Source organism: Rossellomorea oryzaecorticis (assembly GCF_045897515.1).
Lineage (GTDB): Bacteria > Bacillota > Bacilli > Bacillales > Bacillaceae_B > Rossellomorea > Rossellomorea enclensis.
The window spans coordinates 304,178-319,863 of sequence record NZ_JBJOSA010000001.1; the positions used below are offsets into that span (position 1 = coordinate 304,178).

Below are 15,686 nucleotides of genomic sequence, written 5' to 3' on the forward strand. Positions count from 1 at the left end.
ATCACCTCCAACTTATCCGACTTGAGCATTTTGTTTGTAAACTTTTCTTCCATCCTGCGTGACAGTGTTTCTGAATTCCTGCAATAATTGCTTTGTATAGGATCCCGGTTTACCGTCTCCGATGACGCGGCCGTCCACTTTCACTACTGCGATGACTTCCGCCGCTGTTCCGGTCAGGAATACTTCATCCGCTGTATAGACATCATGACGGGTAAATACATCTTCCTTGATATCGAAACCTGATTTTTCAGCGAGTTCGATGATCGCGTTCCGTGTGATCCCTTCCAGTGCGCCAACGTATCCCGGCGGCGTAAGGATCTTTCCTTTTTTCACGATGAAGATGTTGTCGGCAGATCCCTCAGCTACATACCCCTGGTCGTTCATCATGAGCGCTTCGCTCACACCAGCAAGGTTTGCTTCGATCTTAACCAGGATATTATTTAAGTAGTTCAGTGATTTTACTTTCGGTGAAAGCACATCGGCACGATTCCGGCGGCTTGCGACGGATACGATTTCGATGCCTGATTCATATAATTCTTTCGGGAAAAGGGCCAGCTGTTCTGCGATGACGATCAGCTGCGGCCGCTTGCAGGAAAATGGATCAAGACCAAGATTTCCTACTCCGCGGGAAATGACTACTCTGATGTATGCATTCTCCAGTTGGTTTTTCTTCAATGTATCTACGATAATGTCGCACATCTCTTCTTTCGACACTTCAATGTCGAGCATGATGGCTTTTGCTGAGTCATAGAGGCGGTCAACATGTTCTTCAAGGCGGAATACGTTACCATCGTACATCCGAATCCCTTCGAACACTCCATCTCCATAAAGAAAACCATGGTCGTAAACTGATACGACTGCGTCTTCTTTTTTAACGTATTGACCGTCTAAGTAGATCCATTGTTCGTTCATGTTCATCATTCCTTTCGCGGGAGTATTTGTTTTTGTATAGGTTGATAGATTTGTATGTTTTGCAGCTTAAATCCGGTGCTGCTTATGAGCCATTTTCCAGTGGTCTCGGCTGCGTTCATGGAGCGGCCGATGACCGGTTTGCTGCGGCTCGAATTTTTATATTGAGGACAATATTACGCCCGTTTCCCGGGAAGGTCAACAGTATTTTTATAAATTTTTAGACTATTTAGATTTATCTGATTTATGGTAACCGCTTACATCTTTGTCCTAATCATGTTTGTTTGGTTTAAATTTTTTTGGAATTTTTTTAATGAGTGGTGATTCATTTGTTTGGCGCGGGTTTGGGGGAATTCGACAAGGTTTGATGGTCATTTTTTTGTAGAAGGAGGATGGGCCTATGAATAAGGATTTAGGTGATTCTCAGTTTAATTGTTTAATTGATAATGACCTTTGAATACCGCAGATGATTTCCGTGCAGGACTTCGCTTTCCGCGGGTGACCCGTGAGCCTCCTCGGCTTCGCCTGCGGGGTCTCACATTGGCCACTTCTCCCGCAGGAGTCTTCGTCCTGCACTCCAATCATCTGCTGGAACGGTCCACACCAAGATCTAATCAAAATAATATTTATAATAATTATTTTCTCTCACTTAATCGGCATCCTAACGTTCACCCTCTTTGAAATTAAAATCCCTCTAAATAAAAAACCAATTTAAAGTGCGTCAGGCACTTTAAATTGGTTTTTTGGTTATGTCCAAGTGAACATGTATTTTTCGTCTTCGACATTTTTTGCCTGTTTGACGATTTTTAGTGGTTTGAACGTGTCGATCATGACGGCGAGTTCTAGTGTTTCTTTTTTGCCAATGCTTGCTTCGGTTGTTCCGGGGTGCGGGCCGTGCGGGATTCCGCTTGGGTGGAGGGTGATCGACCCTTTCTTGATCCCTTTCCGGCTCATGAAGTTCCCTTCCACATAATACAAGAGTTCATCGCTGTTTACGTTGCTGTGGTTGTACGGGGCAGGGATCGCTTCCGGATGATAGTCATATAATCTCGGCACAAAAGAGCACACGACGAAATTATGGCCTTCGAATGTCTGGTGGACCGGAGGCGGCTGATGGACGCGCCCGGTGATCGGTTCGAAGTCCCCGATGTTGAAGACCCACGGATATAAGTAGCCGTCCCAGCCGACCACATCGAACGGATGGTGATCCAGAATGTGTGAATGAAGGGCGCCGCGTGATTTCAGGATGACTTCGAATTCGCCCTTTTCCTCAAAGGTTTCGAGTCTCTCCGGTCCGCGCAGATCCCTTTCGCAGAACGGGCTGTGTTCGAGGAGCTGGCCGTATTCATTCCGGTAGCGCCGCGGCGTGGTGATTTGGCTGAAGGATTCGACAATCAGCATTTTTGTGTCTTCATCAGGGACCACCCGGTAAATCGTGCCGATCGGGATCACGACATAATCTCCTTCTCCGTACGTGATTGTCCCGAACATCGTTTCGACTTTCCCTGTTCCGAAATGGATATACAAAACCTCATCGCCGTCTCCATTACGGTAAAAGTTCTTCATTCCTTCTGTGACATACGCCGTCCCGATCAGGAGATCCGAATTTCCAAGCAGGTATTCCCTGCTTTTTAGTGCATCACCTTTCTTCTCCACCCCGTCCGTCATGAAGTGGCGGTGGCGCACTGCACCGTCTTCTTCAAACTCAGGTCTATAGCTGCCGAGATATTCCGTCTTTGTGACGGAAGTCGGCAGGTGATGATGATACAGGATCGACTGCGTGCCGGAGAATCCTTTTGTCCCCATGACCTGCTCCCTGAAAAGGGTGCCGTCGTCCTTTTTAAACATGGTGTGACGTTTGTGTGGTATTTTCCCCATTTTGCGGTAATACATCTTTTTCCTCCTCCCTCGTGCCTGCGACAGTGTTTCGCAGCACGCCGAGTCCTTCAATTTCCAATTCGACTTCATCCCCCGCTCTCAGCCAGCGGTGGGTTTCCGTCCCGAGTTCAAGGATGCAGCCGGTCCCGACCGTCCCCGAGCCGATGACTTCACCTGGATAAAGCGTGACATCTTTTGACGCCCTTTCAATCATGTCGGCAAACGTGTAGTGAATATCTTTGAAATTCCCCTCGGAAAGGAGCTTCCCGTTTACTTTCGCCGTCATTTTCATATCAAACCGGTCCCCCGACCTGCGGGTTTCCAATTCATCCTTTGTCACAAGATAAGGACCGAAGGATGTGGCGAAATCCTTCCCTTTGGCCGGCCCTAGTCCGACTTTCATTTCATGCTTCTGGATGTCCCTGGCACTCCAGTCGTTCATGATAAAGTAGCCGAATATATGGTCTTCGGCATCTTCCTTTGCAATATTCCTGCCTTCTTTCCCGATGACGCATGCGATCTCCAGTTCATAATCGAGCCATTCACACTCTGCCGGCCCTGCGACCGCTTCGTCCGGTCCTTTCACCGCCAGATGATTCGTAAAGTAGAATACTGGGACGTCATACCACTCGGGCACGACATCGAGCCCCCTTTTCCTGCGGGCGGTTCTGACATGCTCCTCGAATGCATAAAAATCGCGGATGCTGACCGGTATTGGGATCGGAGCTTTCAGCGTGGCATCCTCCAATAAAATAACCCCTTTGCCGCCTTGGGAAAAAGGTCCGAGGTCAGCGATCGTTTCCAGAGCCCCGCCCCCGCGTCCGATCAAGGCAAGGATGTCCTTCGGCAGCTTCCCGTCAGTTGCTTCGTACAAATCTATCACAAGGTCATGTTGAATAAGGCCGGTCCTGACTTCATTTTCCTTTTGAAAACTTACTAGTTTCATTGAGGATCACCTTTTCCTGATCATTTCAAACGAATCCGCCAGCGGTTTCGTATACGATTGGCCGGCAAGCCTGCCGACAGGCTTTAATTTCTGTGAATCGATCTTCCCGTCATAATAAAGGTCATCGTCGATCCTCACGCATTCCACCTTGCCGATCACAAGGCTCCCTGCACCGGGCTGATCCCCGAAGTGAAGGACCTGATGCAGGGTGCATTCAAGCTGCACCTTGCTTTCTGCAACTCCTGGCGGCCTGACGGTGACCGATTCCTTCTTTGTTAAGCCTGTTTGTTCAAACTCGTCGATTCCGCGGTCGAATTCAATCGCACAGTTATTCATTTCCTCGACGAACTCTTCACTTACGATATTGATGACAAATTCATTCGTCTCTTCGATATTCCAGAGCGTATCTTTTTTGCCCCCGTCTTTCCCCTTTCTCATCGGGGAAAAGCAGACGAGCATCGGCTCCGCGGAAATGGCCGTGAAGAAACTGAAAGGAGCAAGATTCGCCCTCCCGTCAGCGTCGAGGGTGGAGACGAAAGCAATCGGCCGCGGCAAAATACTGCCGATCATTAATTTATACGCGTCCTGCCAGGGAAGGGTGTGTGGTTTGAGATCCATTCACTCTCCTCCTTTCGCATTTAAAATTTGTTCCAGTGAAAAAACAAACAGTCTATTGTCTTCCTCGGTGCCGATCGTGACGCGCACGGTCGTCGGATATCCGAGCAGGGTCCCGGAGCGGACGACGATCCCTCTTTTCACAAGTTCGGAGGAAACATGATCACCGTTCAGTCCGGTGTCCACCATGATGAAGTTTGCCTGTGATGGAAAATAGCTTACTCCCAAACGGTGAAACTCTTTTTCTAAGTATTCACGGCCAACTTGATTTTTGTGGGTGCATTCACGTATGAAAGATTGATCCTCGAGCGCGATGACCGCAGATCTCTGGGCGATCATGTTCACGTTGAATACATCCTTTACTTTTCTCAGCTGCTCGGCAATTTCCTCGTTCATCACGCCGAACCCGACCCGCAGCCCGGCAAGGCCGTAAATTTTTGAAAAGGTCCTCAGGACAATCAAATTATCAAACTGAGACAATAATGGTAATGTTTCGAGGTAGTCATCGGTCGTCACGTACTCCATGTATGCTTCGTCCACGACCACCAAAATGTGCGACGGGATGCTTACGAGAAATGCCAGCAGCTCTTTTTTTCCGACGATGGTTCCTGTGGGATTGTTGGGATTGCATACAAAGATGAGCTTTGTCTTTGGAGTGACCGCCCGGGCCATGGCTTTCAGGTCATGCGTGCCATCAACCAAAGGGACGATGACAGGTGAGCCTCCTTCAAGGAATACATTCGTCTGATACCTCGGAAAGGTCACATCGGCCATGACGGCTTCGTCCCCGCAGGACATATATGCCCTTGTCAGCAGCCGGATTACTTCATCCGACCCATTCCCGAACACCAGCTTTTCTTTCTCCACACCAAGGAACGCTGCAACTTTATTTGATAGTTCAATGGCTGCCCCGTCCGGGTAGAGAAAAAGATCCCCGTCCTGTTCCTTGAACCATTTCTTCACATTCGGTGAGCAGCCATAAATATTCTCATTTTCCGAGAGCTTCCTGATTTTGCTCAATCCATGCTCTTTCTGCAGATCTGCCAATGTCTTTCCCAGCACATAGGGAGCGATATGCGTTACCGCTTCTCTTGTTTTAAATTTAAGTGCCATGCATGTCCCCCGCTTTCCTCATGGATGAAGGGGGCCGACCCGTTTCAAGTAAAAAGCTTCCCCCGCACTGAATAAGCACCTATTCAGCCGGAATCAGCTCCCCTCTTTACGGGTTAACCCCCCTTGACCGGTCCCTTTGACCCCAATATCTCTCTATCTTTCTTTATTTATCTGTATCTATTAATATGGTTTATAAATTTCCGCGGCGTTCCTGCTCGCGTTCGATGGATTCGAAAAGTGCCTTGAAGTTTCCTTCCCCGAAGCCCCTTGCCCCTTTACGCTGGATGACTTCGATGAACAGTGTCGGACGGTCGACGATCGGCTTGGTGAAGATTTGAAGGAGATACCCTTCATCATCGCGGTCAACCAGAATATTTAGTTCTTTGATCTTTGAAATTTCTTCATCGATTTCGCCTACACGCTCTGAAAGCATTTCATAATAAGAGTCCGGAGTGTTAAGGAATTCTACTCCGTTTTCTTTTAATTTACCGACTGTTTTCACGATATCTTCTGTGAGTATCGCAATGTGCTGGACACCAGGTCCGCCGTAGAACTCAAGATATTCCTCAATCTGGGATTTACGTTTCCCTTCCGCCGGTTCGTTGATTGGGAACTTGATTCTTCCCCCGTTATGCATGACCTTGGACATGAGGGCGGAATACTCGGTCGTGATATCTTCATTCGTGAAGTGACGCATTTCCTTGAAGCCCATCACTTTCTCATAGTACTCGACCCATTCTTCCATTCTTTCGACGTTGCCGACAACGTGGTCGACCGCGATGATTCCGGTATCTTCATTGTTCAGTGCCGAATCATATTTTTCAAAGCCCGGCATGAAGATCCCTTTGTAATCCTTGCGCTCGATCAGCGTGTGGACCGTGTCACCATATGTACCGATCACGGCTTTTTTCAATGTTCCTTCATCATCTTCAAGTGTGGACGGCGGCATGATTTCGATTGCCCCTCGTTCCACAGCCCCGGTGTAAGCCTTTTCAACATCATCCACCATAAGAGCGATATCCTTGATTCCATCCCCATGCTTATGGATGAACTGTGAGACACGGCTTCCTTCGTGCAGACTTCCTGTGATCACCAGGCGCACCTTATTTTGCTGCAGTACATAGGACACCGTGTCCCGGTTGCCTGTTTCAAGGCCCGAGTAAGCCACTGTTTTAAATCCATATGCCGTACAGAAGAAGTGGGCGGTCTGCTTTGCATTTCCCGCATAATACTCCAGATAGTCAACATCCCTTACCGGAAATAGTTCTTCCACTTTTTCTTTTTTCTTCGCCGCATTCTCTTGCATACTGATCCCTCCAGATAACTTTTTATATTTTCTGAATATATCGTAAATAATTACACGCATCTTCTCAAGAGCGGCCGGTGAAGCTTGAACGCTTTTCTGCAATGAAGCGCACTATCTTCCAGCCGGCTCTTTTTTGCGGGGAGGCAGATGGACCGCCGCTCCCTTTATTGCTTCCACTGCTTCCAAAAGGCTCTCTCCGAACCCCGGATGAGCATACAGGGGAAAACTGAAATCTTCATCCCTGGCTGCCATTTCAAGTCCGAGGACCCCGGTTTGGATCAACTCGACGGCGCCTGCCCCGATCATATGAATTCCGAGTATAAGATCGGTTTCTTTATCAGAGACAATCTTCACCAGGCCGTCCGATGCACCTGTCACACCCGCATAGCCATTCGCCCTCACAGGGTATTCGCTCACGGAAACCGCATACCCCTCCTCTTCCGCCTGGCTTTCACTCAACCCCGTAAAAGCCACTGGCGGAGTAAGCTGGATGACTGTCGGTATATGCCGGAGGTCAACTTCAGGGTGCCTTCCCGCGATGGCCTCTGCCGCCGCCTTGCCCTGCTTGATCGCTTTTACTGCAAGGGGCAGGCCTTGTGTCACATCGCCTATAGCCCATAGGTTATCAATCGAAGTCCTTCCCAGGTTGTCGGTTTTAATGAACCCGTCCCCTGTCAATTCGATTCCCAGGCGGTCAAGGCCCAGATTTCCTACATTCGGCCTTACACTTCCGCTTACAGCGAAATGACTGCTTTCGATCGAGATGGTTTCACCATTTTCTTTCTTCAGAATCGTGCGAACCCCGGATTCGTTCCTCGATACCTCCTGAAGCTCACAGTCTTTCAGCACGGTTATCTTCTGCTTTTTAAAAAGTCTCAGGAGTTCTTTCGTAATACTCGCATCGAATGGCAGTCCCTCCGGCAGGATCAGTGTGACCCTGCACCCGAGCGCCGCAAAGGACGAGGCGATTTCGAGTGAAATATAATCCGATCCGCAGACAGCCAGTTCATTCGGAATTTCTTCCAGCGTAAAGATGTCGCGTTCTTTCAGAATTCTTTCTGAGTCAAACTGAATGCCTGCTTCATAATGGAATTCTCCCCCGGCCGCTATGATCGCCTGTTTAAAATTAAACAGTGAGAACTCGTGCCCGTTTTCCACTCCGATCCTCGAATCCGAGAGGAAAGAAGCAGTCCCTTTCACGATTTCGATTTCATTCGCTTTACAGAGTGCTTCCACCCCTTTGCGGAGCTGGGTGACCTTTTTCTCCCTGTACTGTTGAAGGAGGGACATGTTCAGATCTGTCTGCATGAATTCCATTCCCATTTCCGTTAGATGGCCGAGTTTCTTATATTCTTGTGCAAAATGGGTGAAGATCTTGGACGGTATGCACCCTTTATTGAGGCATGTGCCCCCCAGTTCTTCCTTTTCGATGAGGGTCACCCGCCGCCCAAGGCCTGCAGCCCTGATGGCGGCATGATATCCGCCCGGTCCGCCGCCGATGACGACAACATCTTTATCTTCCGTGATTTCTCCCACTACCATTTATATCAACTCCAGAAGCAAGGTTTGGGGTTCCTCTATGAGATCACGCAAACGGTTGGTGAATCGTACCGCCGTGCCGCCGTCTGCTACCCGGTGATCGAAAGACATCGACACATTCATCATCGAACGGATGACGATTTCATCGTTTTCATTCACCATCGGCCGCTTCTTCGTTTTATGGAAGGCAAGCAGTCCGGTTTCAGGTTCATTGATGATCGGCGTGGCTCCGATCGATCCATTCAGCGGACCGACATTGCTGACCGTGAATGTCCCGCCAGTCATTTCTTTGACCGTCAATCTATTTTCCTGCGCTTTGCGCGTCAGTTCTTTCATTTCCTGATGGATGATTTTCATCGATTTCGCTTCCACATTGCGGATGACCGGAACGATCAGCCCCTCTTCTGTGTCTGTTGCCAAACCGATATGATGCTCCCGTTTAAGATGGACACACTCATTTTTTTCATCAAGTTCCGCATTGAATAGAGGGAACTCTTTTAAACAGATCGAAATGACTTTGATAAAATAGGCTCCCATCGAAATGGACTGCCCCCGGCTCTTCATCGTTTCTTTCCATTCCAGCAGATTGGTCACGTCGATTTCTTCAAAGTGGGTGCAGTGCGCGATCGTGCGAAGGGAATGTGTCATCTTTGAAGCGATTTGTTTCCTTCTTCCCCTGAACGGGATCGTGCTTGTATCCTTGGCGGCAGCGTCCGGCTGGACTTCCTGTACTTCCAGTGCCTCTTCAGCGCGTATAGGCTCTTCAGGCTGTGAGCCGGTGTCTTTTTGGAGAAAAGTGTACACGTCTTCATCAAGGATCCGTCCGCCTGCCCCGCTGCCGGTGACCTCATCCAGGTCCACACCGTTTTCCCTGGCGATTTTCCTTGTGTAAGGTGAAGCCAGTACTCTCCTCGCCCTGATGCCCTGGGGCTTTTTCGGCTGTGTGACTGCTTCCGGCATCCCATCTTCCTTTTCCATCAGCAGCACAGTCGTACCGACCGGGATCGTTTCCCCTTCCCCGACTTTCAATTCTTTTATCCTGCCTGAGAAAGGCGCAGGTATTTCAGCGGTCATCTTGTCCGTCTGTACTTCCACCAGCGGCTGATCCGCTTTGACCGTGTCCCCTGCCTTGACAAGGAAATGATTCACGTTCGCTTCCGTCATGCCTTCCCCGATATCGTGAAGCTTGACCTCCATACTCTCCCCCCTCTTATCAATCTAGTATTCTGCCACTTTCTTGACTGCCTCCAGTACGCGTTTCTTGTCAGGCAGATAAAAATCTTCAAAACCGAAATACGGAACGGGTGTGTCAAAGCCCGTCACACGCTCCACCGGTGCTTTTTGATATAAAAAGGACGTATCATTGATGATGGCGAGTACGTCATTCCCCACTCCGCCAGTCGCGTGTGCCTCGTGCACCACGACTGTCCTTCCCGTTTTCTGGACGGAGTCAGATATCAAGTCCTTATCCAGCGGATAAAGGGTGCGCAGATCCAGCACTTCACATGAAATCCCTTTCTTCGCAGCTTCTTCTGCGGCTTCTTCCGCCACCTTGACCATGGCCCCCCAGGCGATGACTGTGACGTCCTCCCCTTCTTTCACTACCTTCCCTTTCCCGATTTCAACCGTGTACTTCTCTTCCGGCACTTCTTCGCGTGAGGAACGGTAGCATCTCATCGGTTCGAGGAAAAGGACCGGATCTGGGTCTTCGATGGCCGCAATCATGAGCCCTTTCGCATCATAAGGGCTTGAAGGGCAGACCACCTTGATGCCCGGCATATGAGTAAAGATCGCTTCAGTGCTGTCGGAATGGATTTCAGGCGCCCTGACCCCCGCCCCGTAAGGAGCTCTGATCACGAGCGGACATGTGAAATGCCCAAGGGTCCTTGAGCGCAGACGGGAAGCATGTGTCATGATCTGCTCATAGGCAGGATAGATGAATCCCATGAACTGAACCTCTGCCACCGGTCTGAAGCCGTTCACGGCCATACCGATCGCAGCACCGATGAACCCGGCTTCACTGAGCGGGGTATCCATGACCCTGTCTTCACCGAACTCTGCCTGCAGTCCGTCGGTCGCTCTGAAAACGCCTCCGTTGGTGCCGATATCTTCCCCCATAAGGAGCACGTCATCGTGTTCAGCCAGCATCACTCTCATTCCATCCGTGACCGCCCCGACCATCGTCAGCATCTTTGTCTTGGTTAATGTGCTCATCGGCTCACTCCTCCCATACTTTTCAGGAGCTTTTCTTTTTGTTCCTGGATCGTCCATGTCGGTTTTTCAAAAACATAATCGAATATGACACTTGGATCTGCAGCAGGATAGGCTTCCAATTCATCAACTGCGAGGTCCACTTCCTTCGCACATTCATTCCCGACTGATTCCATCCAATCCTCGTCGATCCAGCCCTTTTTCTCCATGAATTTCACGAGCCTGTCTACCGGGTCGTTGTCATGCCTTCTCGCATCGCTCTCTTGCTGGTCGCGGTATTTTGTCGGGTCATCGGCAGTCGTATGCGCACCGTATCTCCAGGTGACCGATTCGATCAGGGTCGGTCCCTCTCCGCTTCGTGCCCGTTCCAGGGCTTTTTTCGTTTCAAAATACACAGCAAAAATATCATTGCCGTCTATCCTGACTCCCGGGATATCATAAGCCAGTGCTTTCTGGGCAATGGTTTTCGTTTTCATTTGTTTGTGCATCGGGACTGATATCGCATAATGATTGTTCTGGTTAAAAAAGACAACCGGAGCCTCCCATACGCTTGCGATATTCAAGCCTTCATGAAAATCCCCTTCAGACGTCGCACCGTCGCCGAAGTATGCAATCGCAGCATTCCTCGTCCCTTTCCTTTTCTCGGCATAGGCCGCACCCACCGCATGCGGGAGCTGTGTGGCAATCGGGATGCCCGGTGTGAAAATGTTCTTCCCTTCCGGAGGGACGCACCCTTCATTCCTCCCTTTCCAGAACAGGAGGATGTTCAACAGGGAATGACCGAACGTCATCGCGGCCCCGTGATCGCGGTATGTCGGGAAGAGCCAGTCTTTCTCATCCAGGGCGAGGGCAGTCCCGACCTGCGAGGCTTCCTGGCCCTCGTATGGTGCATATGTGCCAATCCTTCCCTGCCTTTGAAGACTGACTGCTTTACGGTCAAAGGTTCGGATCCTGATCAAATGACGATAAAACTGCCGGGCCATGTTTTCTGAAATCTCGTTTTCATATTCGGTTTGAATAAGTTCCCCTTGATTGTCCATCACCTGGACGATTGGAAAATCCTCGATCATTTCATCACCTCGTGTGGTGCTTATTTTTTATTGTCCAGCTCCAGGGCTTAGAGGCACTTGTCATAAGCCAAATGGTCCATGAAGGCAAAATACGCCTTCATCTTATGTTTGTCACCTCTGAACGAGCCGCCCTACGTTTTTCTTATTGACGTACTGCCCATTTAGGCCGTTTCATGTGTGAGAAGAAGCTGTTTCTTCTTGAGCGGGAGTGGATGCGGTCTTCGCAGAAGCGGTCCGCTGCTTCCATTGTGGTCATCTGCTGGTTCTCTGCTTGAAGGTAAATATTCTGAAGGGTGTTATAGATGGCACTTGTCTTTTGAAGGACCCGCTCTTTATTCGGTTCGTATAATTCATCTGCCACCTGGATCAATCCGCCGGCATTGACGATGTAATCCGGGGCGTAAAGGATTCCTTTTTCATGAAGCTTCAACCCATGGGACAGGTCGAGAAGCTGGTTGTTGGCAGACCCTGCGACTGCCTTCACTTTCAGCTGGTCGATCGTGTCGTCATTAATGATTCCGCCGATTGCACACGGCACGAAGACATCGGCATCGACTGAATAAATTTCATCGCCTGATACGACTTTGATGGCCGCTCCCATGCTTTTCGCCTTTGATACCAGCTGATCGATCGAACCTTGATTGATATCGGTCACATACAGATCCGCCCCTTCATCCAGGAGGCGCTCGGCCACTTTATAACCGACTTTCCCAAGGCCCTGGATCGCATAGCTCTTCCCGTGCAGGTCCCTTGATCCCCAGATGGTCTGGTTCGTTGCCTGCAGTCCGTAAATGACCCCCATCGCAGTCGGGATCGACGAGTCTCCGCTTCCTCCGTATACTTCATCGACACCTACTATGCAATTCGTTTCTTTCAGTGCATAAACAAAATCTTCAGGTTCTGTCCCCATGTCTGTTCCGGTGTAGAAACGGCCGTTCAGGGATTCCACAAATTGACCGAAGGCACGGAATAATTCAGGATGCTTATCCTTCGCAGGGTCACCGATGATGACTGCCTTTCCTCCCCCGAAATCAACGTCTGCCGCAGCGCATTTGTACGTCATTCCCTTTGACAGGCGAAGCACATCGTTCAATGCTTCATCCACTGAGCCGTATGGCCTCATGCGGCAGCCGCCGAGTGCCGGGCCGAGTGTCGTGTTATGTATTGCGATTATGGCTTTGAGTCCTGTATCTTCATCATTACAAAAAACAACTTGTTCATGGTTCTTGATTTGTTCAAACATATCCATTCCGATTCCCCCAGACCTTTTTGTAAACGCTTACAGATTAGAGCTCAAAAATTATATACGTTCGATTCTTTCTCTTATTTTTTCTTTGGGCAGGACAACCTGTTTGACCTCTCCCCTGCCGATGATCCTGTCATTCTTGAAATCTCTCACAATCACTTCCGTCACGATGATATTTTTCTCGTATTTAATGACCGCGGCCTTAATTTCAAGACTGGCACCGGTGCCTGCTGGAGCCATGTGCTCAACAGTCACTTTCGCCCCCATGCCTTCCTCATCTTCCTCCAGAAAAGGAAGAATGATTTTCCTGGACGCCCATTCCATGTGGTAGACCATCGAAACGGTTGAATAAACCGGATGCACCACACTTCCTTCGAACTGGGCATGCATGGAAGGGGACACTTCCGTCATGATCGTCGCAGTATGTCCTTCAGCTAAACCGGACTTCATCGCTTTCCCCCTTTAAACCAACGCATCATACATTTTCATATAACGTTAATTTAACGATATAATAACATTCAGTATTATAAATAGTCAATATATTGTTAAAATTTAAACAGTTTACAAACCAACCTCAAAGCCCGTCCCGCGGCGCTTTAACACAAAAAAGCAACGGGATGGAGTCAAGTCTAACGGGGAGATGAAGCAGAACATTTTTTCGCCCTTCATTGTCAGTATCCTGTAATTGTTTAAATAAGGGGAGTTTTTTCTGTTATCCTGCAGAATCGGACCAGGTTTGGGGAAAATAAGGGGACTTTTTCCGTTAAGGCAAGGTAAAAGGGGGCATTTTCATGCTCTTGGAGTAAATAGGGGAAATATTTCCGTCTATTCATTCCTTATTTGGAGCTAATTCCTTATTAAGAGGAATTCCTCCCCTTATTCTAGTAGTTTTTTTATAGAAATTATTTTTAAATTCAACCACGAATAAAAAATGCTTGGAGCATCTGTCTCCAAGCACTTTTTTCATGCTAGATTGCTTCTTACTTTGGTGCTAGTTACAATACGAAAAGCAATCACCCCTTATATGGAGTCCCGTTGTTTTTTTAAGATAGAAGCGCGCGGTCGCTTGCGAGTTTGCTGCCGCGGATTCGCTGGAATTCGTTCAGAAGCCCTTCGACGGTGAGGTGTTTCTTCTCATCTTCATTGACTTCAAGGATGATCTGTCCTTTGTCCATCATGATCAGGCGGTTGCCGAGATCGAGTGCCTGCTGCATATTATGGGTGACCATCAGGGTTGTCAGCTGATATTTCTTCACAATTTCTTTCGTCAGGTTCGTGATCAGATCGGCACGGGCCGGATCAAGTGCTGCAGTATGTTCATCAAGCAGCAGGATCGACGGCTCGGTGAAAGTCGCCATCAAAAGGGACAGCGCCTGTCTCTCCCCGCCGGAAAGCATTCCGACTTTTGCGTTCAGACGGTTTTCAAGACCGAGATGCAGGGTTTCGAGTACTTCTTTGAAGAATTCTTTCCTCTTCTTCGTGACACCGATTCGGAAGGTTCTTGTCCGGTTCCGGGAATAAGCCATCGCCAGGTTCTCCTCGATCGTCATGGAAGGCGCCGTCCCTGCCATCGGATCCTGGAAGACACGTCCGATCAGCTTTGAACGCTTATACTCCGATACCCTGGAAACATCATTGTCACCGATTAGGACATTACCCACATCCGGGAGCAGGACCCCTGATACGATGTTCATAAGAGTAGATTTCCCTGCACCGTTGCTTCCGATGACAGTGACGAAGTCCCCCGGTTTCATGGTCAGCTGGATATCGTCGAGGGCGATTTTCTCATCCGGTGTGCCTTCATTGAAGACTTTATGAATTCGATTTAATTGCAGCACCGTCATCACCCTTCCTTTCAGTAAGAGAAACCTTATTCATTCTTTCCGCCATACGCTGTGCTTTTCGTTTTTTATCCTTGTATCTGTCCATCACTTTCGGCATGATCAGAGCGAGGATGACGATCACCGCCGTGATCAGCTTCATATCGCCGGTTTCAAGGAACTCAACCCGGAGCGCCATACTGACGACTAGACGGTAGATGATCGCACCTCCTATGACTGCTAGTGTCGTGCGGGCGATTGTCTTTGTCCCGAATAACGCTTCCCCGATGATGACAGAAGCAAGACCGATGATGATCATCCCGATCCCCATGCCGACATCTGCAAAACGGCTGTACTGGGCAATCAGTGCACCCGACAGCGCTACCATGCCGTTAGAAATCCCAAGACCCAAAATGATCATGAGATTTGTATTGGCTGAGAAGCTGCGGATCATCCGCTGATTGTCGCCTGTTGCACGAAGCGCGAGACCGACCTCGGTTTTCAAGAAAGCATCCGTCAGGAACTTGATGGCGAGTGTGATGATCACCATGATGAACAGGATGCTCCACGTCCCCGGGAGAGGTTCCCCAAGTCCCACTGCCATCCAGAGCTTGTTGAGCGCTGTATCGATGCCGAGCGGTGCCCATACACTTTCAACACCTGTAAAAGCTGTATCCTGGTTCAATAAAGGGACATTCGATCGTCCCATGATCCTGAGGTTGATGGAATAAAGGGCAATCATCATCAGTATCCCTGATAATAATGCATTGATTTTTCCAAATGTATGAAGCAGACCTGTTATGCATCCCGCTGCAAATCCAATTACGATTGCTGTCAGTGTTGCTGTAACGGGATTGTAGCCGCTGACAATCATGGTGGCGGCGACAGCAGCCCCGGTCACGAAGCTGCCATCCACCGTTAAATCAGGAAAATCCAATATCCGAAAGGACAGGTAGACTCCAAGGGCCATAATTGCGTATATGATTCCAGATTCAAAGGATGCGAATATTGCTGTTGGCACGAATCTTCATCC

General features: G+C 49.1%; 15 protein-coding genes. All 15 read right to left on the reverse strand.

What is annotated here, in order from left to right; all coding sequences use genetic code 11:
- Positions 1-12: 12 nt before the first annotated feature.
- Complete coding sequence (ilvE, locus tag ACKA06_RS01510) at positions 13-912, reverse strand: branched-chain-amino-acid transaminase (protein WP_032085546.1); 900 nt, start codon at positions 910-912, stop codon at positions 13-15.
- 744 nt (positions 913-1,656) lie between these two features.
- A complete protein-coding gene (locus tag ACKA06_RS01515; protein WP_411158887.1) occupies positions 1,657-2,802 on the reverse strand; it encodes a homogentisate 1,2-dioxygenase in 1,146 nt (381 codons plus the stop codon).
- Positions 2,750-3,733, reverse strand: coding sequence for a fumarylacetoacetate hydrolase family protein (locus ACKA06_RS01520; RefSeq protein ID WP_197670020.1), 984 nt, complete (start codon positions 3,731-3,733; stop codon positions 2,750-2,752). The genes ACKA06_RS01515 and ACKA06_RS01520 overlap by 53 nt, the downstream gene beginning before the upstream one ends.
- A gap of 6 nt (positions 3,734-3,739) precedes the next feature.
- Positions 3,740-4,351, reverse strand: coding sequence for a flavin reductase family protein (locus tag ACKA06_RS01525; RefSeq protein ID WP_032085542.1), 612 nt, complete (start codon positions 4,349-4,351; stop codon positions 3,740-3,742).
- Entirely contained in the window at positions 4,352-5,461 is a 1,110-nt protein-coding gene (gene hisC / locus ACKA06_RS01530; RefSeq protein ID WP_411158888.1) for a histidinol-phosphate transaminase, read from the reverse strand.
- A gap of 190 nt (positions 5,462-5,651) precedes the next feature.
- Positions 5,652-6,767 (reverse strand): 4-hydroxyphenylpyruvate dioxygenase, encoded by a 1,116-nt coding sequence (gene hppD / locus ACKA06_RS01535; protein WP_032085540.1) that lies wholly within the window; start codon positions 6,765-6,767, stop codon positions 5,652-5,654.
- Positions 6,768-6,878: 111 nt separating this feature from the next.
- Positions 6,879-8,309, reverse strand: a complete 1,431-nt coding sequence (locus tag ACKA06_RS01540; protein ID WP_411158889.1) for a dihydrolipoyl dehydrogenase family protein — start codon at positions 8,307-8,309, stop codon at positions 6,879-6,881.
- Entirely contained in the window at positions 8,310-9,503 is a 1,194-nt protein-coding gene (locus ACKA06_RS01545) for a dihydrolipoamide acetyltransferase family protein (RefSeq protein ID WP_032085538.1), read from the reverse strand.
- Positions 9,504-9,524: 21 nt separating this feature from the next.
- Positions 9,525-10,520 (reverse strand): alpha-ketoacid dehydrogenase subunit beta, encoded by a 996-nt coding sequence (locus tag ACKA06_RS01550; RefSeq protein WP_058299047.1) that lies wholly within the window; start codon positions 10,518-10,520, stop codon positions 9,525-9,527.
- Complete coding sequence (gene pdhA, locus ACKA06_RS01555) at positions 10,517-11,587, reverse strand: pyruvate dehydrogenase (acetyl-transferring) E1 component subunit alpha (RefSeq protein WP_032085536.1); 1,071 nt, start codon at positions 11,585-11,587, stop codon at positions 10,517-10,519. Before pdhA ends, ACKA06_RS01550 begins: the two co-directional genes overlap by 4 nt.
- A gap of 142 nt (positions 11,588-11,729) precedes the next feature.
- Positions 11,730-12,836, reverse strand: coding sequence for a Leu/Phe/Val dehydrogenase (locus ACKA06_RS01560; RefSeq protein ID WP_032085535.1), 1,107 nt, complete (start codon positions 12,834-12,836; stop codon positions 11,730-11,732).
- A gap of 51 nt (positions 12,837-12,887) precedes the next feature.
- The gene (locus ACKA06_RS01565; protein WP_058299049.1) at positions 12,888-13,283 is read right to left on the reverse strand and encodes a thioesterase family protein; all 396 of its coding nucleotides are present in this window, start codon (positions 13,281-13,283) and stop codon (positions 12,888-12,890) included.
- A 379-nt stretch (positions 13,284-13,662) separates the two neighbouring features.
- Positions 13,663-13,800, reverse strand: a complete 138-nt coding sequence (locus ACKA06_RS01570) for a hypothetical protein (protein WP_411158890.1) — start codon at positions 13,798-13,800, stop codon at positions 13,663-13,665.
- 76 nt (positions 13,801-13,876) lie between these two features.
- Positions 13,877-14,671, reverse strand: coding sequence for an ABC transporter ATP-binding protein (locus ACKA06_RS01575; RefSeq protein ID WP_411158891.1), 795 nt, complete (start codon positions 14,669-14,671; stop codon positions 13,877-13,879).
- Positions 14,646-15,674: an ABC transporter permease gene (locus ACKA06_RS01580; protein ID WP_411158892.1), complete on the reverse strand. Its 1,029-nt coding sequence runs from the start codon at positions 15,672-15,674 to the stop codon at positions 14,646-14,648. The genes ACKA06_RS01575 and ACKA06_RS01580 overlap by 26 nt, the downstream gene beginning before the upstream one ends.
- Positions 15,675-15,686: the final 12 nt, after the last annotated feature.

Excerpts from the sequence above, each read along its gene's own strand:
- ilvE (WP_032085546.1), bottom strand. The coding sequence starts at position 912 with ATGAACGAACAATGGATCTACTTAGACGGTCAATACGTTAAAAAAGAA.
- pdhA (WP_032085536.1), bottom strand. The coding sequence starts at position 11,587 with ATGATCGAGGATTTTCCAATCGTCCAGGTGATGGACAATCAAGGGGAA.
- ACKA06_RS01515 (WP_411158887.1), bottom strand. The coding sequence starts at position 2,802 with ATGTATTACCGCAAAATGGGGAAAATACCACACAAACGTCACACCATG.
- ACKA06_RS01570 (WP_411158890.1), bottom strand. The coding sequence starts at position 13,800 with ATGAAAAAAGTGCTTGGAGACAGATGCTCCAAGCATTTTTTATTCGTG.
- ACKA06_RS01540 (WP_411158889.1), bottom strand. The coding sequence starts at position 8,309 with ATGGTAGTGGGAGAAATCACGGAAGATAAAGATGTTGTCGTCATCGGC.
- ACKA06_RS01565 (WP_058299049.1), bottom strand. The coding sequence starts at position 13,283 with ATGAAGTCCGGTTTAGCTGAAGGACATACTGCGACGATCATGACGGAA.
- ACKA06_RS01545 (WP_032085538.1), bottom strand. The coding sequence starts at position 9,503 with ATGGAGGTCAAGCTTCACGATATCGGGGAAGGCATGACGGAAGCGAAC.
- ACKA06_RS01560 (WP_032085535.1), bottom strand. The coding sequence starts at position 12,836 with ATGGATATGTTTGAACAAATCAAGAACCATGAACAAGTTGTTTTTTGT.
- hppD (WP_032085540.1), bottom strand. The coding sequence starts at position 6,767 with ATGCAAGAGAATGCGGCGAAGAAAAAAGAAAAAGTGGAAGAACTATTT.
- ACKA06_RS01525 (WP_032085542.1), bottom strand. The coding sequence starts at position 4,351 with ATGGATCTCAAACCACACACCCTTCCCTGGCAGGACGCGTATAAATTA.
- hisC (WP_411158888.1), bottom strand. The coding sequence starts at position 5,461 with ATGGCACTTAAATTTAAAACAAGAGAAGCGGTAACGCATATCGCTCCC.
- ACKA06_RS01520 (WP_197670020.1), bottom strand. The coding sequence starts at position 3,733 with ATGAAACTAGTAAGTTTTCAAAAGGAAAATGAAGTCAGGACCGGCCTT.
- ACKA06_RS01550 (WP_058299047.1), bottom strand. The coding sequence starts at position 10,520 with ATGAGCACATTAACCAAGACAAAGATGCTGACGATGGTCGGGGCGGTC.